The sequence below is a fragment of the uncultured Mesonia sp. genome, from assembly GCA_947499595.1.
Classification (GTDB): domain Bacteria; phylum Bacteroidota; class Bacteroidia; order Flavobacteriales; family Flavobacteriaceae; genus Mesonia; species Mesonia sediminis.
On sequence record CANMOY010000007.1, the window covers coordinates 59887 to 80983 of the forward strand.

The 21097-nt window shown below is 35.2% G+C and carries 16 protein-coding genes and 2 tRNA genes; 9 read left to right on the plus strand and 9 right to left on the minus strand.

What is annotated here, in order from left to right:
• Positions 1 to 197 precede the first annotated feature (197 nt).
• Genes ACH2AZ_RS09440 through hemL form a run of 3 tightly spaced genes read left to right on the plus strand, consistent with a single transcriptional unit; the run spans position 198 to position 3273 of the window.
• The gene (locus tag ACH2AZ_RS09440; protein WP_394907654.1) at positions 198 to 1124 is read left to right on the plus strand and encodes a 1-aminocyclopropane-1-carboxylate deaminase/D-cysteine desulfhydrase; all 927 of its coding nucleotides are present in this window, start codon (positions 198 to 200) and stop codon (positions 1122 to 1124) included.
• A complete protein-coding gene (locus ACH2AZ_RS09445; protein WP_394907655.1) occupies positions 1121 to 1975 on the plus strand; it encodes a glucosaminidase domain-containing protein in 855 nt (284 codons plus the stop codon). Before ACH2AZ_RS09440 ends, ACH2AZ_RS09445 begins: the two co-directional genes overlap by 4 nt.
• A 14-nt stretch (positions 1976 to 1989) precedes the next feature.
• Positions 1990 to 3273, plus strand: a complete 1284-nt coding sequence (hemL, locus tag ACH2AZ_RS09450; protein ID WP_394907656.1) for a glutamate-1-semialdehyde 2,1-aminomutase — start codon at positions 1990 to 1992, stop codon at positions 3271 to 3273.
• 202 nt (positions 3274 to 3475) lie between these two features.
• On the opposite strand, the gene ACH2AZ_RS09455 is transcribed toward hemL, so the two are convergent.
• Positions 3476 to 4996, minus strand: a complete 1521-nt coding sequence (locus ACH2AZ_RS09455) for a GH3 auxin-responsive promoter family protein (RefSeq protein ID WP_394907657.1) — start codon at positions 4994 to 4996, stop codon at positions 3476 to 3478.
• A 74-nt stretch (positions 4997 to 5070) separates the two neighbouring features.
• On the opposite strand from ACH2AZ_RS09455, the gene ACH2AZ_RS09460 reads away from it, so the two are divergent.
• Positions 5071 to 5865 carry a DUF2797 domain-containing protein gene (locus ACH2AZ_RS09460; protein WP_394907658.1) on the plus strand — a complete coding sequence of 265 codons (795 nt, stop codon included), beginning with the start codon at positions 5071 to 5073 and terminating at the stop codon, positions 5863 to 5865.
• A gap of 77 nt (positions 5866 to 5942) precedes the next feature.
• Here the strand turns inward: ACH2AZ_RS09460 and rpsU are convergent, their stop codons facing one another.
• The 4 genes from rpsU to ACH2AZ_RS09480 all read right to left on the minus strand — a co-directional run bounded on the left by rpsU (position 5943) and on the right by ACH2AZ_RS09480 (position 10553).
• Complete coding sequence (gene rpsU, locus ACH2AZ_RS09465) at positions 5943 to 6137, minus strand: 30S ribosomal protein S21 (RefSeq protein ID WP_147861194.1); 195 nt, start codon at positions 6135 to 6137, stop codon at positions 5943 to 5945.
• Between the two features lie 234 nt (positions 6138 to 6371).
• Positions 6372 to 7235: an RNA polymerase sigma factor RpoD/SigA gene (locus tag ACH2AZ_RS09470; protein ID WP_394907659.1), complete on the minus strand. Its 864-nt coding sequence runs from the start codon at positions 7233 to 7235 to the stop codon at positions 6372 to 6374.
• Positions 7236 to 7275: 40 nt separating this feature from the next.
• Positions 7276 to 9915 (minus strand): AsmA-like C-terminal region-containing protein, encoded by a 2640-nt coding sequence (locus ACH2AZ_RS09475; RefSeq protein WP_394907660.1) that lies wholly within the window; start codon positions 9913 to 9915, stop codon positions 7276 to 7278.
• On the minus strand, positions 9912 to 10553 hold the full coding sequence (locus ACH2AZ_RS09480) for a queuosine precursor transporter (RefSeq protein ID WP_394907661.1): 642 nt from the start codon (positions 10551 to 10553) through the stop codon (positions 9912 to 9914). The genes ACH2AZ_RS09475 and ACH2AZ_RS09480 overlap by 4 nt, the downstream gene beginning before the upstream one ends.
• Before the next feature lie 155 nt (positions 10554 to 10708).
• On the opposite strand from ACH2AZ_RS09480, the gene folK reads away from it, so the two are divergent.
• Entirely contained in the window at positions 10709 to 11827 is a 1119-nt protein-coding gene (gene folK, locus ACH2AZ_RS09485; RefSeq protein WP_394907662.1) for a 2-amino-4-hydroxy-6-hydroxymethyldihydropteridine diphosphokinase, read from the plus strand.
• Between the two features lie 10 nt (positions 11828 to 11837).
• On the opposite strand, the gene ACH2AZ_RS09490 is transcribed toward folK, so the two are convergent.
• Entirely contained in the window at positions 11838 to 12374 is a 537-nt protein-coding gene (locus ACH2AZ_RS09490) for an RNA methyltransferase (RefSeq protein WP_394907663.1), read from the minus strand.
• Between the two features lie 203 nt (positions 12375 to 12577).
• On the opposite strand from ACH2AZ_RS09490, the gene mutS reads away from it, so the two are divergent.
• The 3 genes from mutS (at position 12578) to ACH2AZ_RS09505 (ending at position 15526) form a co-directional block, all read left to right on the plus strand.
• A complete protein-coding gene (gene mutS, locus ACH2AZ_RS09495) occupies positions 12578 to 15157 on the plus strand; it encodes a DNA mismatch repair protein MutS (protein WP_394907698.1) in 2580 nt (859 codons plus the stop codon).
• 177 nt (positions 15158 to 15334) lie between these two features.
• Positions 15335 to 15407: transfer RNA gene (locus ACH2AZ_RS09500), tRNA-Gly, on the plus strand.
• Positions 15408 to 15442: 35 nt separating this feature from the next.
• Positions 15443 to 15526, plus strand: a tRNA-Leu gene (locus ACH2AZ_RS09505).
• A 177-nt stretch (positions 15527 to 15703) separates the two neighbouring features.
• Here ACH2AZ_RS09505 and ACH2AZ_RS09510 read toward each other — a convergent pair.
• Both ACH2AZ_RS09510 and ACH2AZ_RS09515 read right to left on the minus strand, forming a co-directional pair.
• The gene (locus ACH2AZ_RS09510; RefSeq protein ID WP_394907664.1) at positions 15704 to 16054 is read right to left on the minus strand and encodes a hypothetical protein; all 351 of its coding nucleotides are present in this window, start codon (positions 16052 to 16054) and stop codon (positions 15704 to 15706) included.
• 118 nt (positions 16055 to 16172) lie between these two features.
• Entirely contained in the window at positions 16173 to 17420 is a 1248-nt protein-coding gene (locus tag ACH2AZ_RS09515; protein ID WP_394907665.1) for a 3-deoxy-D-manno-octulosonic acid transferase, read from the minus strand.
• Between the two features lie 95 nt (positions 17421 to 17515).
• Here ACH2AZ_RS09515 and ACH2AZ_RS09520 point away from each other — a divergent pair, with 95 nt between their 5' ends.
• Positions 17516 to 18646, plus strand: a complete 1131-nt coding sequence (locus ACH2AZ_RS09520) for a DegT/DnrJ/EryC1/StrS family aminotransferase (protein WP_394907666.1) — start codon at positions 17516 to 17518, stop codon at positions 18644 to 18646.
• A 46-nt stretch (positions 18647 to 18692) separates the two neighbouring features.
• On the opposite strand, the gene ACH2AZ_RS09525 is transcribed toward ACH2AZ_RS09520, so the two are convergent.
• Positions 18693 to 21089: a hypothetical protein gene (locus ACH2AZ_RS09525; protein ID WP_394907667.1), complete on the minus strand. Its 2397-nt coding sequence runs from the start codon at positions 21087 to 21089 to the stop codon at positions 18693 to 18695.
• Positions 21090 to 21097: the final 8 nt, after the last annotated feature.

Genomic DNA, 21097 nt, shown 5'->3' on the forward strand with positions numbered 1-21097 from the left:
TTAAATTGAAACTGAAATAGAATGCAAAGCCTAAATCTAATTTGTTTCATTAACTAGATCCGTAAAATTAAGTAAAATGCTTATTGGCTTCTTTTGAAGCTTAAAGCGGATTTGTAAACGATTTAATAAAAAGAATAACGGCTGTTTTTCATCTCATGACCTGTATAAAGGCTAACCGAATTTTATATTTTTGTAAAATGTTACACTGCCAAGAAAAATCGAAAAATCAATTTGTCTTTAAAGATGAAAAACGAAAAGTGGAACTCTATATAAAACGCGAGGACCTACTGCACCCACTTGTTTCTGGAAATAAGTTTAGAAAATTAAAGTATAATTTGAAAAGGGCGCAAAAAGAAGGTCACACGCAGTTGGTCACTTTTGGCGGTGCTTTTTCAAATCATATTCTGGCCACTGCTGCGGCTGCGAATGAACTTGGTTTTAAAAGTATTGGGATAATACGCGGAGAAGAATTGGGTAATGGAAATTTACCTAAAACTCTTGAAAGTAATAGTACTCTAAGACAGGCGGTAAACTTAGGGATGCAACTATATTTTATTTCGCGGCAGGATTACCGTAATAAAAATGAAAATGATTATTTAGAGAAGTTAGAACAAAAATTTGGTTCATTTTATCTAATTCCTGAAGGCGGTACCAATGAATTAGCGGTTCAAGGATGCGAAGAAATTTTAACACCCACAGATATACATTTTGATTATGTGGCCGTTGCCGTAGGTACTGGCGGAACCATAAGCGGAGTAATTAACTCCTCGTTTGAAAGTCAACAAGTATTAGGTTTCCCTGCTCTGCGCGGAGATTTTTTAAGAGCAGAAATACAACGGTTTGTTAAAAAAGATAATTGGCAACTTATACTAAATTATCATTTTGGGGGTTATGCTAAGGTAAATGAAGAACTTATTTCATTTATTAATACTTTCAAGCAAGATTATCAACTTGCTTTAGACCCTGTGTATACTGGTAAAATGATGTATGGACTTTTAGATTTAATCAAAAACAATTATTTTTCTAAAAATACCCGTATTTTAGCGCTGCATACTGGAGGTTTGCAAGGTATTTATGGAATGAACGTAAAATTAAAACAAAAAGGATTAAGCCAATTACAATGACAAAATCAATTCACATTAAGCTGCTTATTGCTGTGGCTGTAATTTTAAGTTCTTGCGGAACGCAAAAAAAAAGTGTAAACAATTCGCGTAAAAATTCGACTCAAGAAGTAGTTTCTAAAAAAGAAATAGATCAAAGTGTAAGCCGAAATCAGACAACCAAAAAGCTGCCTAACTACAAAAAACCTACAAGCCAAAAACCGGTTTTTAAAGATAATAATGAGCGTTATGTTTATGATTACGCACAAATAGCTAAAGATGAAATGGCACTTTATGGTATTCCTGCTAGTATTACTTTGGCCCAGGGTATTTTAGAGTCTTCTGCAGGCAATGGAGAACTCACGCTAAAAAGCAATAATCATTTTGGCATAAAATGCAACGGATGGCAAGGAGAAAAAGCATACCACGATGATGATGCTTTACAAGAGTGTTTTAGAAAATATAAAGATCCTAAATATAGTTTTAGAGACCATAGTTTGTTTTTGAAAGAAAGAAAGCGCTATGCTTTTTTGTTTGACTTGGATAAAGATGATTATAAAGGTTGGGCACACGGCCTAAAAAAAGCGGGATATGCTACAGATCCTAGATACCCGCAAAAGCTTATTAGTATTATAGAGCGTTACCAATTACACCAATATGACGACCATGTTCTTGGTAATGGAAGCCGCAAAGGCAATCGTAGAAAAGCCGTTCGAGCAGATCATACCAGTATACGTTACACCGTTCAAAAAGGGGACACCTTGTATACCATCGCAAAGCGATATGATTTGAGCGTAGATGAACTGAAGGCTTTAAATAAATTAAAAGACAATCATTTGAGTATTGGTCAAAAACTTTATGTAAAATCACTGTAAAACAATAAAATTTCATGTATAAACGTAGTAGTGCATTATTTGCTGAAGCTAAAAAGTACATACCTGGCGGGGTAAATTCTCCCGTTCGTGCTTTTAATGCTGTTGGAGGAGATCCTATTTTTATCAAGGAAGCCAAGGGAGCTTATTTATATGACGAAGATGGAAATGAACTCATAGATTATATAAATTCTTGGGGTCCTATGATCTTAGGTCATGCGTATCCTCCAGTGGTAAACGCAGTAATTGAGCGCACAAAAAAAGGAACTAGTTTTGGTACGCCAACAGAGATCGAAACTGAGATTGCTAAATTGGCAGTAGAAATGGTTCCCGGTATAGATCAAATAAGAATGGTAAATAGTGGTACAGAGGCGTGTATGAGCGCCGTACGTCTTGCACGCGGATTTACCAAGAAAGATAAAATTATAAAATTTGCGGGTTGTTATCACGGGCATAGCGATTCTTTTTTGATACAAGCCGGTAGTGGTGCGGTAACATTCGGTAGTCCTAATAGTCCTGGGGTAACCCAAGGCACAGCAAAAGATACGCTTTTAGCCACTTATAATAATTTAGATAGCGTTGAAGCTTTAATCAACGCTAATAAAAATGAGATTGCTTGTATTATTTTAGAACCAGTTGCTGGTAATATGGGGTGTATTCCTCCTCAAGAAGGTTTTCTAGAAGGCTTACGCAGTTTGTGTGACGATAACAATATCTTATTGATTTTTGATGAGGTGATGACTGGCTTTAGATTATCGGCTGGGGGGGTGCAAGAAAGAAAAAACATCTCTGCAGATATCGTTACCTTTGGTAAGGTAATTGGCGGTGGTTTGCCTGTTGGTGCATTTGCAGCAAGACAGGAAATAATGAATCACTTAGCTCCCTTAGGTAGCGTTTATCAAGCTGGCACTTTGAGTGGAAATCCATTAGCTATGTCTGCTGGTTTAGCTATGTTACAAAGCTTAAAAAACGAACCAGAAGTATTTAAACGTCTTGATGAAAAAACAGAATATTTACGAGATGGTTTATTTAAAGTGCTAGAGCAAAACCATATTGATTTCACAATCAATCAATTTGGCTCTATGCTTTCAGTTCACTTTTCAAAAGAACCAGTAGTAGATTTTGATTCCGCTGCTAAAGCTAATAATGAGAACTTTAAAAAGTTTTTTCACGGCATGCTTGACGAAGGGGTTTATATTGCTCCAAGTGCTTTTGAGACTTGGTTTATAACCGATGCCCTAACTTATGCAGATTTAGATAAAACTATTGCTGCCGCGGATAGCGTTACGGCCAACTGGTAAGGGTAGTTTACGGACCTTACCTCTATAGCTAAAGGGGAATTTGAAAAAACGAAGAGAAAATTAGTTTAAAAAATCAGCTGTAGTTATGATTACAGCTGATTTTTTTATTCAAAAATTTAAATTTTAATAAAAAAAGTGTTTTTATATAGCTAATTCGAAAATCAAATTTTGCTTATGGCTTCAAATCAGTGATATTTTGTTTTTACAAACTATCGTTTATACGTAAAAGCTCCTCGATATAATCACGTTTGTTTGATAATCTTGGTATTTTATGCTGGCCCCCTAATTTATTGTGCTGCTTACTCCAAGCGTAAAAAAGCTTTGGTTTAGCCGCGTGTAAAACAAGTGGATTCAGTGTAACATTATTTTTCCGCTTAGCTTCATAATCGCTGTTTAGACGTTGTAATTCTAAGTCTAATTTAGCTTTAAAATTGGTTAAACTATCTGGTAATTTATTAAATTCAATAATCCACTCATGGGCCCCTTGATCTTTACCTTTCATAAATACAGGGCCAGCGGTATAATCTACAATTTCGCAATGTAATTCTTGGCAAACGCGCTTTAATGCTGTCTCTGCATTTTCTATAATTAACTCTTCACCAAAAACATTAATATGATGCTTTGTACGGCCGGTCACTTTTATTCGGTAGGGGGAAAGGGATGTGAATCTTACCGTGTCTCCTACTTTATAGCGCCATAAACCAGCATTGGTGGTAATTACCACCGCATAGTTCTTGTTTAGTTCAACCCCGTCAAGCGGAATAATTTTCTCGTTTGCTGTACCATATGTCTCCATAGGTATAAACTCATAAAAGATGCCATAATCTAGCATCAATAGTAACTCTTTAGATTGATTTTGATCTTGTACCGCAAAGAAACCTTCAGAAGCATTGTAAATTTCATAATACCTGAATTGGTCTCTTGGTATTATGCTTTGGTATTGTTGCATGTAGGGTTCAAAACTTACACCGCCGTGAAAATAAACTTCTAGATCAGGCCAAATATTGATTAAATTGGTTTCATCTTTATAAGACAAAACACGATTAAGTAAAACCAGCATCCAAGAGGGAACGCCTGCTAAACTTGTTACATTTTCTTTTATTGTGCTTTTGACTGTAGCCAACATTTTGGCTTCAAAATTACTCATTAAAGAAATTTCATTATTAGGTGTTGAGCTGTATGACGCCCAAAAAGGCATATTGTCTATTAAAATCGCCGATAAATCACCAAATGAAGTGCCGTTTTCTTTGTACAGTTCTTTACTTCCGCCTAAGCGTAGACTTTTTCCTGTAAATAGTTTAGAGTTCGGATTGTTGTTAAGATATAGACACAATAGATCTTTACTTCCTGCATAATGACAATCTTCTAAAGATTCTGAGCTCACAGGAATAAACTTGCTTTTTGCGTTAGTAGTACCACTAGATTTTGCAAACCATTTTATAGGAGTAGGCCAAAATAGATTGTTCTCACCTCGTCTACTTCGCTCAATTAAAGGCTCGAATTCTTCATAAGTAATAATAGGAATACGCTCTTTAAATGTTTCATAGTTTTCTATTTCATTAAACCCATATTGTTCCCCTAAAACTGTATTTTTAGACTTTTGTACAAGATGGCTTAAAAGCTCGTGTTGTACTTCATTAGGATATTTTAAAAAAAGCTCCATCTGGTGAATTCTTTTTTTTAAAAACCATGAAGCTATAGAATTTACAATGGGAAAGGCCATGCAACGTGTCTTTTGTATCGTGTTGTAAAAATAGGATTTTATACGAAACAATGAACATACTAAATTAAAATACTATGCTAAGATTTGAAGGGGTACTACAAAAAATGCCTACTCATTTAAGAGATCAGGTTCATTATTATATGAATTTGGGGGTTGATTTAGTTCACTTTAATGAATTTTTAAACCGAGAAATTCAACTGCAATTTCTTAAATATGAATGCTTAAATTGTGGTAAAGACAAAAAAATATTTAGACAAGGTTTTTGTTATGACTGTTTTTATGCCATACCTCAAGCAGGAGATTGGATAATGAAACCAGAACTCAGTAAAGCGCATTTAGATGAAGAAGATCGAGATTTGGAATACGAGAAAAAAGTGCAGCTACAGCCTCATATCGTTTATTTGGCAAATTCCTCAAATGTAAAAGTGGGAGTCACTAGAAAAACTCAAGTACCTACACGGTGGATTGATCAGGGCGCACATGAAGCTTTAGAAATTCTAGAGGTGCCCAACCGATATCTGGCAGGAATCGCTGAAGTGGCTTTAAAAGAACATGTGGCCGACAAGACGAATTGGCGAACCATGCTTAAAAATGAAATCGAAGATGTTAATTTAGAAGTAACTAGAGATCAATTAAAGCAGTATTTACCTCAAGAAGTACTTCCTTATTTTTTAGATGCTAAAACTGAAACAAATATTAAATTTCCGGTATTGGCGTATCCAAAGAAATTAAAAAGTTTAAACTTAGAAAAGAAACAGCATTTCACTGGTAAACTGGTGGGAATTAAAGGGCAGTATTTAATATTTGAAGATTATACTGTTTTTAACGTGCGAAGCAATGAAGGCCTTTATGTGAGTTTGGAAGTTTAAAAAGGATATTCAACAGAAAAAGCGTTCTTTTCTACAAAGAACGCTTAGTTATACTTAAAAAACGGATAAATATCTGTTTATATATCTTCTTGATCTCTCAAATGCTGGATGTAAGCCGCTTTTTGCAGTTGCTTTCGCTTAGCAATAGAAGGCTTAGTATAATACTTATTATCCCTTAATATTTGAAGGGTTTTGGTGTCACGATATTTTCTTTTTAAACGCTTTAACGCACGCTCAATTTTTTCTCCGTCTTTTACTTTTACAATTAGCATATAAGATAGTTTAAATTTTTTTATTCAATATGGCGGTACTTTTTCAGTTACCAGGCTGCAAAGATAAAAATAAAAAGTGATAAACAAATAGAAACACGTAAAATTAATGAATAAATTTTGATGCAATTTTCGCTATTTGTGGGGATTAGGTTACTACTAATTAGGAGGTGATTGGATTTTGTTTGAGGAATTTACTTGTTTAAATCATTTAGTCAATTATGATTTGGTATGATTTCAACCCAAATAGTTTTTAAGCATTTTGTTCTTAGAGCTATCTTTTAATTTTCGTATTGCTTTTTCTCTAATTTGCCTAACTCTTTCTCGAGTTAAATCAAAAATTTCACCGATTTCTTCTAGAGACATTGGGCGCTGACCGTTTAATCCAAAAAAAAGTTTTAAAATATCAGCTTCTCTAGGTGGTAAGGTTTCTAATACCCGTGCGATTTCTATACTTAAAGAATCTTGCATTAGGTTTTGATCGGGAAAAGGTGATTCTTCGTGGTTCACCACGTCGTATAGGCTAGAGGTTTCACCATCTTTTAGTGGTGCATCCATAGAAAGATGTTTGCCAGAATTTTCTAAGGCCTGTTTTACCATTGCGATATTTAAATCCAGTTCCTTTGCTATTTCTTCGGGGGTAGGAGGCCGCTGATTGTTTTGTTCTAACTGGGCATAAGCTTTATTAATCTTATTTAAGGTTCCTATTTTATTTAGAGGTAAGCGCACAATACGCGATTGCTCGGCGAGTGCCTGCAAAATAGATTGCCTAATCCACCAAACTGCGTATGATATAAACTTGAAACCACGGGTCTCATCAAATCGCTTAGCGGCCTTTACGAGACCTAAATTACCTTCATTAATTAAATCTGGTAGCGTAAGACCTTGATTTTGATATTGCTTCGCTACCGATACTACAAATCTTAGGTTGGCTGTTGTTAATTTTTCAAGGGCAGCTTGGTCACCTTGTTTAATGCGTTGTGCTAGTTCTACTTCTTCTTCGGCCGTGATTAAGTCTACTTTACTAATATCTTGCAAATACTTGTCTAGAGAAACAGATTCTCTATTGGTAAGCTGCTTGGTTATTTTTAACTGTCTCATAATTTATTGGCCTAGAACAGCGTAATTTAATAAAAGAATTTTAATTCTCTTGATTATTTTTCTTTTTCTTACCCTTTAATATGTCTTTTATTAAATCGCCAGCTTTTTCTTTAATTTCCTCCTCTTTTGTTTTTTCTGGCGAGGTTTGCGAGCTGTTTGTGCTGTCTTTTTCTTTTTGATTCCCCTTAATTAGATCTGTAATTTTATCTTTCGCTTCGTTGATTACATCATCTTTCTTAGCATCTATAATTTGCTGACTTAAGTTCTTAACAGCAGTTTTAGTTTCTACCTGAACTTTTGGAGAGGTAAAACTACCCCCTATTTGAACTGGAAGTTTTACTTTGGTTTCGTTTAAATTATGTTCGGTTAAAGAGGCTAGTCCACCAGCGATTTCCTTACCTAGGTATTTCGCAGGCAAATCAATTTGTAATTGATAATTCATTTCATTGCTCAAACTGTGAGTTCCCTGTGCTTTTATAAGTATATCTTTTAGTTTTAATTCAAAGGGTTTTACCAATACTTGACCATTGTTAAACTCAAATTGTGTGGTTAAATTGTTTAAGTTTAGTTTTGTGAAATCTAAAAAGTCTAGTCTAGCGTTTAATTTTGATAGTAAGGGCAAATTGCTTTCTTGAACTTGCGCTTGTAAAATTTGCGCTAAAGCACTTCCGTCAAGGCTGCTTAAAATAGGCGTAAAATCACTTGTAAGTGCACCATTTAATTTTAATTGAGTAGTTAAAGTTCCTTCCAAGGCCTGAACAATAGGAGCGAATTGTTTAAACAATTCTAAACCAGCAAAAGACTCGGCTATACCTATTCTCTCTAATTGAATATCCATATCAAACGCCGGTGTATCGGCTTGGGTAGAAACACTCCCGCCAAGGTTAATCTGCCCACCAAAAATAGAGGCCTTAACCTGTTTAAGTTCGGCTTTCTCGTCCTTTATGTTTAAAGACCCGTTTACGTTTTTTAATTTTAAATTGTCATAAACTAAATTGTTGACTGTGAAATTAAGGTTAGCATCTAAAAAAGAAGGTATTTTTATGGCATCTTGCGTTTTGTTAACACGGGTTGGGGCGGCTTGTTTTTCTTCTTCTTTTACGGATTTATTTTCAGGAAGCTTAAAATCTTCGAGCACAAAATTGTTAGAGGCTATTGTAAAATCTCCTTTTAATTGCTGATTGGTAAATAGGAAACCTAATAAATTTTCAATTTTACCTTTGGCGTTTAAATCGGTTTTACCAGTAGTTAATTCTAATTCATTTAAGTTTACAATCCCTGGGTTAAAATTTATACCCGCTTTTTTTATGGCGATTTTATTGGGAAGCTCAGGAGAAGAGTACTCAAAATTTTGCAATAGCAGCTTTCCTTTACTTTTTATATTTTCATAATGCTCTTTCTCTATATCGTTCATAGCAAAAGCTAAACTTAAATCAGTTTCTACTAGTCCGTTAAGCTTTTGTTCTAGTTCGATTGGGTAGGCCTTCTCGATATTGGCTAAATTTATTTTTCCTGCCAATTGTGTGTTCACCAACATATTGGTCATAATGTTTTTGAATGTACCCGATGCAGCAAACCGATCCTGATCTATTCTAAAATTTAATTTTTCAAGATTTAAGTAGGTGTCGTCTAATTTACCGGTGTCATTTTTTAAATTGGCGGTAATGCTTATATCATCAACACCCTTTGGTAAGTCAGGATATTTAAACGATGCGTTATCACTAGCAACCCGAATATCTATTTGGGGTATAAGTTCATCGTTTATTATTCCTTTAATTTCTCCGTTAATAGAGAAGTCTCCAGTAGTTTTTACTTGATCAAGGTTTTTTGCATAGCTTTCAGGAATTACGGCTAAAAAGTTCTTAAAATCAGAGGTAGGTGTTTTAAAAGTGAGATCAATTTCACTATCCTTATCGTTTACCTGGAAAAACCCGTCAAATGAAAGTGGTAGTTGATTTATTAAAGCTTCATTTTCGAGGAAGCTATAGCGCTGCTTGGCTAGATCTAATTTAAATAGGGCATCAAGTGCGAGTTTATTTTTGTCTAGATATTTCTCCTTATCGAGCTCTAAAGAAATTAAAGTATTGGTTTGAGTGTCTAAATTGGTGATATCATTTTTAAAATCTCCCGACCCCGTGTGGTTAAACTCTTCTAGACGAAACAAAATATTGCTAGATTCGTCTAAGTATGAGATGATTGACTGGTTGATACTGTAATTTTGTAGGTCTAAGCTCAACGCCTGATTATTATTTGTGTCTGTCTTTGAATTTGTTTGGCTCGGTTTAGCGATATCATAATTAGCACGTCCTAAGCTATCTACTTTTATATTAATGAAGGCTTGGTCTGCGGTGAATTGAGTGATGCTAATAGGGTTTTCTCCTGAAGCAAATAACTGCATAATACCCATACTTAACCCGATGCTTTTTACCGCTGCTAAGGTATCACCGTCAAATGGTTCTTGGTTAATTACGCTTAAATTTTGCAATTGTACGTGCGCATTAGGAAAGTCTCTGTATAAACTAAGGTCTAGTTTTTCCCAATTAACTTGTGCAGTTAAATTGTTATTTACTGATTTTTTTATAGCCCTTTCAATAGGTCCCTTAAAGATTATCGGGGCAAGCAGAATTAAAATAAGTAAAACACCTATGGTGATCGCGAAAATTTTTATTGCTTTTTTCATATATAATCTATATTTAATTCTTGTTGGGGTTTTAATTTAAATTTTTTTCTAAAAAGGTATACACCTAAGTATAAAAATGGGGTGTCAATAGCAGCTATAAGAACTTTGAACAAAAATCCACTGACTAGGAGGCCGCCAAAAAGTTCCCAAGATATTTCTTTAAAAACGCAGAGCAAAAATACAACCGTAAAAGTATCGATAAATTGAGAAAAAAAAGTTGAAAAATTGTTTCGTAACCAAAGATGTTTGCCCTTCGTTTTTCTTTTCCAGAAATGGTATAGCTGTATATCTACCAATTGGGCAATTAAATAGGCGCTCATAGAGGCAAAAACGGCTAAGGTTGTGGCTCCAAATACCTTTTGAAATAAATCATCATCTATAGGCGACCACTGGGTCGCCGGAACGACGCTAGCCGTAAAGATAATTAAAAGTGAAAATACCGATGCAAACATCCCCGAAATTACTACTTGGTTGGCCTTCTTTTTACCGTAGATCTCACTAATTAAATCGGTTATTAAAAAAGTGACGGGATAGGGTAAAACTCCTACTGATATTTCAAAGGTATGCCAACCAAAAAAATCCCAGTAAAAAAACTTTTTAAATATTAAATTGCTTGCTACTAACGCGGCGATAAACAAAGCACCCAACCTTAGGTATATTTTATAAGCTAATGGATTAAAACTCGGTTTCAATAAAATAATAATTGTTAATACTCTTCGTCACAAATGTAGCTATATGTAAATTTGTTTTACTTAATTTGCTGTGAAATTGTAGAACTTAGCCTGTTAATTTTTTGAAAAATATAGCCTCATCCTACATCGCTCTGGGTAGTAACGCCCCTGATAAATTGCATTTTCTTCAACTTGCCCTAAATCAGATTCATCTAGAGGTGGGTACTATTGCTACCTGTTCATCACTTTATGCTACGCAAGCACAAGGGTTTTTGGGTGATGACTTTTTAAATCTGGTGATCCAGGTGCAAACGCGACTTTCTCCAGAAGAGTTACTTGATGCCTTGTTGAGGATCGAAAAGAAACTGGGTAGAGTTCGTGAAGGCGATTTTTTTTCAAATAGAACTATCGATTTAGATATTTTATTTTTTGAAGATGAAGTGATTCATAGTAAACATCTAAATGTGCCGCATTTGCAATTGCATAAACGCAATTTTGTACTGTATCCCTTAAACGAAATTGCGCCTGATTTTGTTCACCCTGAACTCAAAAAATCCGTAAAGCAAATGTATGCCGAGTTGGAGAGTTTACCCATTAAAAAAATAGATACCGTTTTAGACCAGCCTCAATTACCAGCTAACAAACGCAATTATTTAGCCATAGAAGGAAATATAGGAGCAGGAAAAACAAGTTTAGCTACCATGATTGCACAAGATTATGGGGCAAAATTAATTCCAGAACGCTTTAAAGATAACCCTTTTTTACCTAAATTTTATAAAGATCAAGCGCGCTATGCATTCCCTCTAGAAATGTCATTTTTAGCCGATCGGTATCAACAATTATTAGATGATATTGGGCAATATGATTTGTTTTCTGATTTTATGGTGGCCGATTACGATGTATACAAATCGCTAATTTTCGCCAAAGTCACTCTTCAAGAAGAAGAGTATGCTTTGTATAAAAAGCTGTTTGATATAATGTACAAAGATTTAGCCAAGCCAGATTTGTATGTGTATCTGTACCAAAATACCGAGCGCTTAATGCAAAATATTAAAAAACGGGGCAGAACTTATGAACAAAATATTCCCCAGGATTATCTAGAGAAAATTAATCAAGGATATTTAGGGTTTATAAAAAATCAGCATCATCTAAATGTGAAAATTATAGATATTTCTAAGTATGATTTTGTACAGAATAGAGCCGATTATTTGGCGTTGCTAGAACAAATAGCATCGGCATAAGCTAATGAGCTTAATGGGTTATCTTACTGAATAAATCCCAAACCACAATACCCGTACTAACCGATATATTAAGCGAGTGCTTACTGCCTATTTGCGGAATTTCAATCACATAATCACTAGCCGACACAACACTTTGTTGTACTCCTTTTACCTCGTTACCAAAAATTAAAACCAGATGCTCATTTTTTGTGGGAACATAATTTTGTAACGCCGTAGAATTTTCGGCTTGTTCAACTGCCAATATTTTTTTGTTTTCTGTTTTTAGTCGCTCAACTAAACTTAGCGTGTCTTCTACATACTCCCAGGCAACTGTTTCGGTAGCTCCTAATGCTGTTTTACGTATATCTTTATGTGGCGGTTGCGCCGTAATGCCGCACAGGTAAACCTTTTCAATTAAAAAAGCATCGGCTGTTCTAAAAACAGACCCTATATTATTTAGGCTTCTTATGTTATCTAAAACTATACTTATTGGTGTTTTAGTCGCTGTCTTAAATTCTTTTGGAGACTTACGAGCTAATTCTATATTTTTTAATTTTCTATTTTTCATAATGGAGCGCTAAATAATTTGGTAAAAAAATAACAACGACTTATGGCAATAATTATATTTTGCCTTAAAGGCGGATTTTTAAGCTGCAAATTTATAAAATTATGCTGCTAAAAGGGCTTTGTGAAGCAAAACTTGTATTTTTACCACCAACCTAAAAACCAATTAACGTGGCAGCAAAAAAGAAAGATAAAGTAACCCCGTTGATGAAACAATACAACGCGATTAAAGCTAAGTACCCCGATGCAATGCTTTTATTTCGTGTGGGTGATTTTTACGAAACTTTTGGTGAAGACGCGGTTAAAGCTGCTCGTATACTCGATATTGTGCTTACCAATAGGAATAATGGGGGAGAGCGAACAGAATTGGCCGGATTTCCTCACCATTCTTTAAACACCTACTTGCCAAAATTAGTTAAAGCAGGCGAACGAGTTGCTATTTGCGATCAGCTCGAAGATCCTAAACAAACCAAGAAAATTGTAAAGCGAGGAGTTACCGAGTTGGTAACACCAGGAGTGGCGCTAAATGATGAGGTTCTACAGCGAAAAACCAATAATTTTTTAGCGGCGATACAGGTTGGTAAAACCCATTTTGGTATTGCGTTTTTAGATGTTTCTACCGGTGAATTTTTAACAGCCCAAGGTAATGAGGAGTACATTGAGAAGTTGTTGCAAAATTTTTCGCCTAGTGAAGTGCTTATTTCTAAAAAACATAGATCTCAAGTTGAAAAACTGCTTGGCGAAGACTTAAATAATTTTTATTTAGAAGATTGGGTTTATCAAAGTGATTATGCCAAAGAAACATTAAAATCTCATTTTGATGTGGCTAGTTTAAAAGGTTTTGGCGTTGAACACTTAGAAGAAGGCATTATAGCTTGCGGAGCTATATTGTATTATTTGAGTGAGACACAGCACAGGCAATTAAAGCATATCACCGCTATACAACGCATTGCCACAGAAGAATTTGTTTGGATGGACAAATTTACCATCAGGAATTTAGAGCTTTATGAGGCCAATACACCGCAAGCAGTTACTTTGCTTGGCGTTATAGATAAAACCCTGAGTGCCATGGGAGGCAGAATGTTAAAACGTTGGTTAGCATTGCCCCTGAAAAACAAAGAACGTATTACAGATCGTCACGAGGCTGTAGATTTTTTTTATAAATCTTTTGCAGCTAGAGAAACCCTTCAGCAACAACTGCATAAAATTGGTGATTTAGAGCGGTTGGTTTCTAAGATAGCTACACAGAAAATAAATCCACGTGAAGTGGTACAACTAAAAAACTCGATTGCTGCGATTGAACCGATAAAAGCCCTGCTGCAAAATTCTAAAATAGAGGCACTGGCTAAGATGTCAGAAAATTTACAGCCATGTAACTTGTTACAGAATAAAATTGAATCTTGTTTAAAGGAAGAGGCTCCGGTTTCTATTCAAAAAGGAGGAGCTATTGCAGCTGGTTTTTCTGAAGAACTTGATGACTTAAGGAATTTAGCTTATACGGGAAAAGATCATCTCGATCAAATGCTTCAAAAACATATACAAGAAACAGGAATAAGTAGCTTAAAGATAGCAAGTAATAATGTATTTGGTTATTATCTTGAGGTTAGAAACACACATAAAGATAAGGTGCCTGAGCATTGGGTGCGAAAGCAAACTTTGGTTAATGCAGAGCGTTACATCACCGAAGAACTTAAAGAGTACGAAGCAAAAATACTAGGAGCTGAAGAAAAGATTTATCAAATAGAACAGCAATTGTTTGGGCAATTGGTAAACTGGCTAAGCGATTACATTAAAACAATACAACAAAACGCATTGGTTATTGGTCAATTGGATTGTTTGCAAGGATTTGCTCAATTGGCTCAAGAAAACGCCTATGTACGACCAAAGATTAATGATAGTTTGCAGTTGAACATTGAATCGGGTAGGCATCCTGTTATTGAAAAACAACTAAAGAGCGATCAAGTATATATCGCAAATGATTTGTACCTGGATTCTGAGTCGCAACAAATTATGATGATAACGGGCCCAAATATGAGTGGTAAATCGGCGATTTTAAGACAGACGGCTTTAATTGTTTTACTGGCCCAAATGGGGAGTTTTGTTCCCGCAAAATCGGCGGAAATTGGTTTGGTTGATAAAATTTTTACAAGGGTAGGGGCTAGTGATAACATCAGTTTAGGGGAATCTACCTTTATGGTTGAAATGAATGAAACCGCCAGTATATTAAATAATTTATCGCCACGCAGTTTAATTTTGTTAGATGAGATAGGCAGGGGAACCAGTACCTATGATGGTATTTCTATTGCCTGGGCGATTAGCGAGTATTTGCACGAACATCCTGCTCACCCAAAAACGTTATTCGCAACGCATTATCACGAATTAAATGAGATGACTCAAGATTTTACCAGAATTAAGAATTTTAATGTTTCGGTTAAAGAATTGAAAGATAAAGTTTTATTTTTGAGAAAACTGGTACCAGGGGGTAGCGAGCATAGTTTTGGAATTCACGTTGCCAAAATGGCCGGTATGCCCCAGCAGGTTTTGTATCGGGCAGGTAAAATATTAGGTAAGCTGGAAGCTTCTAGAGGAGAAGAAACTCAAAGAGATAATATAAAGAAAGCTACAGAGCAGGAACCCCAACTTAGTTTTTTTAAATTAGATGATCCTTTACTCGAAGAAATTAAAGAAATGATTACTTCTCTAGATATCAACACGTTAACACCAGTTGAAGCTTTGATGAAATTAAATGAAATTAAACGAAGTTTGGTGCAACAAGAAAAAAAGTAAAAAAACTTGGGATTTTACTTGTTTAAACTAAAAAAACATTTAAATTTGCATCCGCAATCACGATTGCACGTTCTTTTGAAAACACACCACGATAAGGCCTTAGTAAGAAAATCATTTCTTAGAAATGTTTAGGTAATTGCCCAAAGTTTAGTTTGGTTTTATTGTCAACGATAAAACGCGAAAATAGCTCAGTTGGTAGAGCGCCACCTTGCCAAGGTGGAGGTCGCGGGTTCGAATCCCGTTTTTCGCTCTGTATATATTATACCTATCGGTAAAAAATAGTATGCTCGGGTGGTGGAATTGGTAGACACGTTGGACTTAAAATCCAATGAACATTTGTTCGTACGGGTTCAAGTCCCGTCCCGAGTACTTTAACCCTCAAGATCTTCTGATTTTGGGGGTTTTTTTGTTTTATATTTTATGTGCCATTATAAATTAGGTGGCTAAAATAGTCTAGTATTAAAGTTGATTTGCGTCTTTTGCTGTGATTATAGCATAAAAAAAAGCTCTTGGAACAAGAGCTTTTTTTTAGAAGTTTATGACAGTTTATTTATCTCCGTCTACAGTTTCTTTAACTTCTTTAGCCGCTTTATTTACAGCCTCGCCAGTTTCGTTAGCAGCGTTTTCGATAGCATCGCCAGTTTCATTTGCAGCGTTTTCGATAGCGTCACCGGTTTCGTTTACTGCATTTTCTAATGAGTTCTCGGTGTCTTCTGCTGCATCTTCCATGTCGTTAGCCGCGTCCTCAGCAGCGTCTTCCATATCCTCTGCCGCATCCTCCATGTTCTCTTCAGCTTGTTCCATCTGGTCTTCAGCTTTTTTAGCTTCTTCTCTACAAGAAACAAAAGAAGTAGAAAGGGCAAATAACATTGCTAATGTAAATACTGTTTTTTTCATAATTTTTAGGTTTTTGTGTTACTGTTTAATTTAGTTTTATTCTTTGTTTCAATGGGCTAAAATACTAAACTCCTGAGATATGCAAAATAAAATAAGAAAATTTTTACATTTTAATAAATCAATTTTCTAGATGCTTTGCAATTTTATTTAGTATTCGTTTAGTGGCTCCAGCTTGTTGGTTTACAATATTTTGAGTTTTTTCACTTAGCTGTCTATGGTAGATTTCGTCATTTGTCATTCGATTAATTGTCTTTTTAAAGTCAGTTGTGTTTTCGATAATTTGTAGCGCCCCAGCGGCTTTAAACAAATTGGCTTCCGGGTATTTATGATAATTCGGACCAATACAAACGGGAACTCCAAAAACGGCTGGTTCTAAAATATTATGTAATCCGGTTTCTCCTAAAGCTCCCCCAACGTAGGCCAAATCCGCGTAAGCGTAGATGCGGCTTAAAATGCCAATATTATCAATAATTAAAAGCTTAAAATCAAAATCGCTTTTTAAATCAATTTGAGAGTAACGCCGATAAGGAAGATTTAGCACAGACTCTATTTTACGGATATGATTTTCATCTACTTGATGCGGTGCAATAACTATTTTGAGTTCCTTAGGTAAATCATTTAAAGAGGAAAGAATAACTTTTTCGTCGGCGGGCCAGGTACTGCCGGCCACAAAAAGTTTATGATTTTGTTTAAAGGACTTGATAATTGGTAAATGGTTGTTTTGTTGTAATTGCTGAATAACACGATCATAACGAGTGTCTCCTGCCCAACTAGCCCTAAATGATCCATTTGCATTTAAAACAGCAAGTGAATTTTGATCTTGCACAAATATATGAGTGAATGAACTTAAAGTTTTGCGGATAAATCCTCCCAACTTCGTAAATAAGAATTGATTTTTCCTAAAAACAGCTGAAATTAAGTAACATGGCAAATCGTTTTTGGCAATGGCTTCTAAATAATTGGGCCAAATTTCATATTTAACAAAAAGGATAAGATCTGGATTTACAATTTTGAGAAAAGCTTTAGCGTTTTTTGAGGTGTCCAGCGGCAAATAGGTGGTGCATAAGGCTAGCTCGTTATTTTTTCTGATTTCATAACCTGAGGGAGAAAAGAAGCTAACTATAATTTCAAGATTAGGGTTTTTCACTTTAAGTGCGAGCATAACTGGTAAAGCTTGTTCATATTCACCTAGCGAGGCCGCATGCAACCAAACGCGTTTATTCTTTTTTGGCGGAATCTTTTTTTCAAGCCTGGTCAAAAGATTTTTTCTTCCTGAAACAAATAGTTTCATTTTTGGGCTGAACCACGCCAAAATAGGTAAAAGGCTTTGGAGAAGGTGAATGAGTAAATCGTATAGAAATTTCAAAATATAAACTTTTTGCTAAAATAGTAGATTCTGTGTTAAGGTTTGAGGACTAGGCGCGTATTATTTCTTATTTTTGTAATCGTTAAAACAAGCTTATGAAAAAAATACAAATGGTTGACTTGAAAGGTCAATTTCAAGGAATAAAAAATCAGGTTAACAGCTCTTTTGAACAAATTTTAGAAAATACAGCTTTTATTAATGGACCAGAGGTACATAACTTTCAAAGCGAATTAGAAGCCTATCTAGGGGTTAAACACGTGATACCTTGTGCTAATGGTACAGATGCTTTACAAATTGCAATGATGGGGCTGGGTTTAAAGCCCGGAGATGAGGTGATAACAACAGATTTCACTTTTGCGGCGACAGTAGAGGTTATAGCGTTATTGAATTTAACTCCCGTGTTGGTTGACGTAGATGCCGAGAGTTTTAACATAAATCCTAAGGCCATTGAAGCTGCCATTACACCCAAAACAAAAGCTATTGTTCCTGTACATTTATTCGGGCAATCGGCCGATATGAACGCCATAATGGCAATTGCAGAGAAGTACAACTTATTTGTGATTGAAGATAATGCACAAGCAATTGGGGCAAACCATTACGATAAGAACGGACATGTCTCTAAAACAGGTGGCATTGGTCACGTAGGAACAACCTCTTTTTTTCCTTCAAAAAATTTAGGTTGCTACGGTGATGGTGGAGCTTTATTTACTAATGATGATCAATTAGCGCATCGGCTAAGAGGGATTGTAAACCATGGTATGTATGAGCGTTATCATCATGATGTGGTTGGGGTTAATTCTAGATTAGATAGTTTGCAAGCAGCTGTTTTACGTGCTAAACTACCACATTTAGACGAGTACAATGCTGCTCGCCGTGCAGCAGCTAAGAAATACTCTGCTGCGTTAAGTCAAAATAAAAACTTAATTACTCCAAAAATTATTGAAAGCGATGACACCCATGTCTTTCATCAATATACCTTACGTGTGATGAACGGTCAGCGGGATGCTTTAATCAAGCATTTGCAAGCTCAAGATATACCTTGTGGGATTTATTACCCAATACCTTTGCATAAGCAAAAAGCCTATTTAGATGATCGTTACCACGAGAAAGATTTTGCGGTGACCAATCAATTGGTGAAAGAGGTAATTGCACTTCCTATGCATACCGAATTAGAAGAGGATCAAATTGCCTACATTACCAAAACTATAAATGATTTTATTAAATAGGCAATAGTAGATTATCAAAAAAAAAGCAGCCCACGGGCTGCTTTTTTTATTCGTTATTGGTTGGTAAGGTGTTGAGTTCTATAATTTCTGAAATAAATTTACCATCGCTAGATATCCCTTCAATAAATAGATTGACTTTTCGGTTCCAGGTGTTTTCAATGAGAAAATTTGCTTTCTGTTTATTCTTATCTAGAATAAGTTGATCTACCCATTCAATAGCACCATATTTTTTGAACAAAGGGTTTAGGAAATCTTTAAAGGGAGGGCGATAGAATTCTTTTGCAGGGTGGTATCCATTGTTGCTTACATATTCGTAAAATAAATCGTTAGGGCGTTTTCTCTCTCGGTAATCGAGCTTTGTTTTAATTTTTATAATTCCGTTAAAACCAGTTACTCCAAAACTACTACCTTGTTTGTTAAAAGCAATGTATTCTATATCTTCCATGAATAACTGATTCAAGTAAAGATCAGCTGTTTCTGGATCCCTTACTTGAAAATTGTCAATTATCAAAAGTACTTGTCGGTCACCTTTCCCAGAGATGTTTTTTCTTATGTTGGAGAGAATCACCAATTTTCCAATATTTTGTTTAACCAGATAGCCCTTTGACCGTATAAAATTGGTCACCAATACGTGATTTTGATTAATGTCTTCGGTGTAAATTACATCATTGAATCTACGCGGTTTCTCCCTTTTGGCTTTTTTAGCTTGAATAACAATAGAGTCGAGTTCTTCTGTACTAAAAATAGATTTGTTTAAATTCTTTAAAGAAAAATCGGGACTACCTTCAAATATAGGATCGGTATTTTTCCATTGGTAATTTTTGAAAGCTGTATTTTTCACCTTTACAGGAAGTATTCTAGCCGTAATTTTTGGCTTTTTTAATTTCTCAGATCTTTCATTTACGGTGCCCAATGATATTTTGGCGCTATCTTGTACATATATGTTTTCAGCAATAAATTCACCGTTCGCATTTACATCAAAAACTTGTGAAAACCCTGGTGTTTTTAAAAATATAGTGGTTTTTCTACGCTCATTATGATTCAGTATTTTTCCCTTAATAGTAAATCCATTTTCTGCAGCATATTTTAAATTTTTAGCGCCCAATTGATTCCAATCTATTTTTCTCCAGCCTTGAGTACATAGCAGTAAATCTATTAAGTACTCTCTTTTACGGCTCGAAATATCAGGATTAAAATAATAACTAGGTTGGTCTAAATGGCCACGAACATACGGTTTTAAAACATTTGCAGAGATAATTGAGTGGGCAGGTTCATAAGCTTCGCTGGCAATTGGTAATACAGATATACTCATTTGAGATAAAGTGTCTATGCGCTTTGCACTAAAAATCTCTACTTTTAAACTATCTAATAAATCTTCTTTAACTTTCGCTTGAAGCGGAATTCTATTTACTCCAAAACTATTGTAAAAGAGACGTTCTAAAATCGGTTCAAACTGATCATTAAAAACCGTAGCCGTATTTACTCCGGCAGGAAGCGCCTTTTTAGGGATTCTAATCTCTAGATTATTTCTTCCTTCTTCGAACCTAAACTCCTGAGAAAAAAGCTTTCCATCTTTATGAATCAAGAGATAAAAGGGTTTGTTTTTAATTTTATCATACGAACTTTTGTTGGTATTAACTTGAATGGCAGCATAATTTTGCGGCATAGTATTAATGGTTAGGTTTATGCCAATTGTTTTTACAGTGCTTAAATTATGTGTATAGCTTGCCCCATTTTCTGTTTTGATGTGTATTGTATACTGCCCTTCTTGTGGTACAAAGTTAAATTTACTCGTACCCAATTGATTCGATTTAAAATGCAACAAAGTGTCTTTGCTTTGATTTACTAAGACGGCTGTATAATTTTTAACAGGGCTACCATTGTCGTAATTAGCTTTTAAAGCAACAACATTGGCTGTGTTTTTTAACAAATGGCCTCCCTCAGGGAAATCCTGAATAAAAATTTTAGGTTTAACAGTCTTTGTTGGTTCGGCAACAGCAATTTTTTCGTTACTAAGCATTTCCAACTCTTGGGTGTAAGAATAGTTGGAATTGAAGTTTTTAAGGTATTGCGTTGAAATTACAGCTACATATTTTCCAGGTTTAAAAATAGCTTTGTTTAGCTTTACAAAACTGGAGCCGGTACCATTTTCTATATAAATTTGATAATTGCTCAGTACACTTTGATTGTCTTCATTGTATATGCTTAAAAGGGCGTTACTGGTAAGCTGTCTAGGGGTTCCCGTGTGAGAGCTATTAGCGTAAACGGTTAGCCATAAATCTTCACCTGGAAGAAACTTGGTTTTATTAAAGTGTGCGAACAAGACTTCGTAGTCGTTTTTTTCATTTGCCAGGTAATCGCTTTTTAATTGTTTAAGAGATTGAAATTGAGCAAAGCTTGTTGTGGCCCAAAAAAGGGCTAAAATGAAAAAAGTAGCTTTCATAAATGTTA

Excerpts from the sequence above, each read along its gene's own strand:
- rpsU (WP_147861194.1), bottom strand. The coding sequence starts at position 6,137 with ATGCTAATTGTAAAAGTAAAAGACGGAGAAAAAATTGAGCGTGCGTTA.
- ACH2AZ_RS09445 (WP_394907655.1), top strand. The coding sequence starts at position 1,121 with ATGACAAAATCAATTCACATTAAGCTGCTTATTGCTGTGGCTGTAATT.
- ACH2AZ_RS09510 (WP_394907664.1), bottom strand. The coding sequence starts at position 16,054 with ATGAAAAAAACAGTATTTACATTAGCAATGTTATTTGCCCTTTCTACT.
- ACH2AZ_RS09475 (WP_394907660.1), bottom strand. The coding sequence starts at position 9,915 with ATGAAAAAAGCAATAAAAATTTTCGCGATCACCATAGGTGTTTTACTT.
- ACH2AZ_RS09440 (WP_394907654.1), top strand. The coding sequence starts at position 198 with ATGTTACACTGCCAAGAAAAATCGAAAAATCAATTTGTCTTTAAAGAT.
- ACH2AZ_RS09490 (WP_394907663.1), bottom strand. The coding sequence starts at position 12,374 with ATGAAAAATAGAAAATTAAAAAATATAGAATTAGCTCGTAAGTCTCCA.
- ACH2AZ_RS09525 (WP_394907667.1), bottom strand. The coding sequence starts at position 21,089 with ATGAAAGCTACTTTTTTCATTTTAGCCCTTTTTTGGGCCACAACAAGC.
- mutS (WP_394907698.1), top strand. The coding sequence starts at position 12,578 with ATGAAACAATACAACGCGATTAAAGCTAAGTACCCCGATGCAATGCTT.
- ACH2AZ_RS09520 (WP_394907666.1), top strand. The coding sequence starts at position 17,516 with ATGAAAAAAATACAAATGGTTGACTTGAAAGGTCAATTTCAAGGAATA.
- ACH2AZ_RS09470 (WP_394907659.1), bottom strand. The coding sequence starts at position 7,235 with ATGAGACAGTTAAAAATAACCAAGCAGCTTACCAATAGAGAATCTGTT.
- ACH2AZ_RS09455 (WP_394907657.1), bottom strand. The coding sequence starts at position 4,996 with ATGGCCTTTCCCATTGTAAATTCTATAGCTTCATGGTTTTTAAAAAAA.
- ACH2AZ_RS09460 (WP_394907658.1), top strand. The coding sequence starts at position 5,071 with ATGCTAAGATTTGAAGGGGTACTACAAAAAATGCCTACTCATTTAAGA.
- hemL (WP_394907656.1), top strand. The coding sequence starts at position 1,990 with ATGTATAAACGTAGTAGTGCATTATTTGCTGAAGCTAAAAAGTACATA.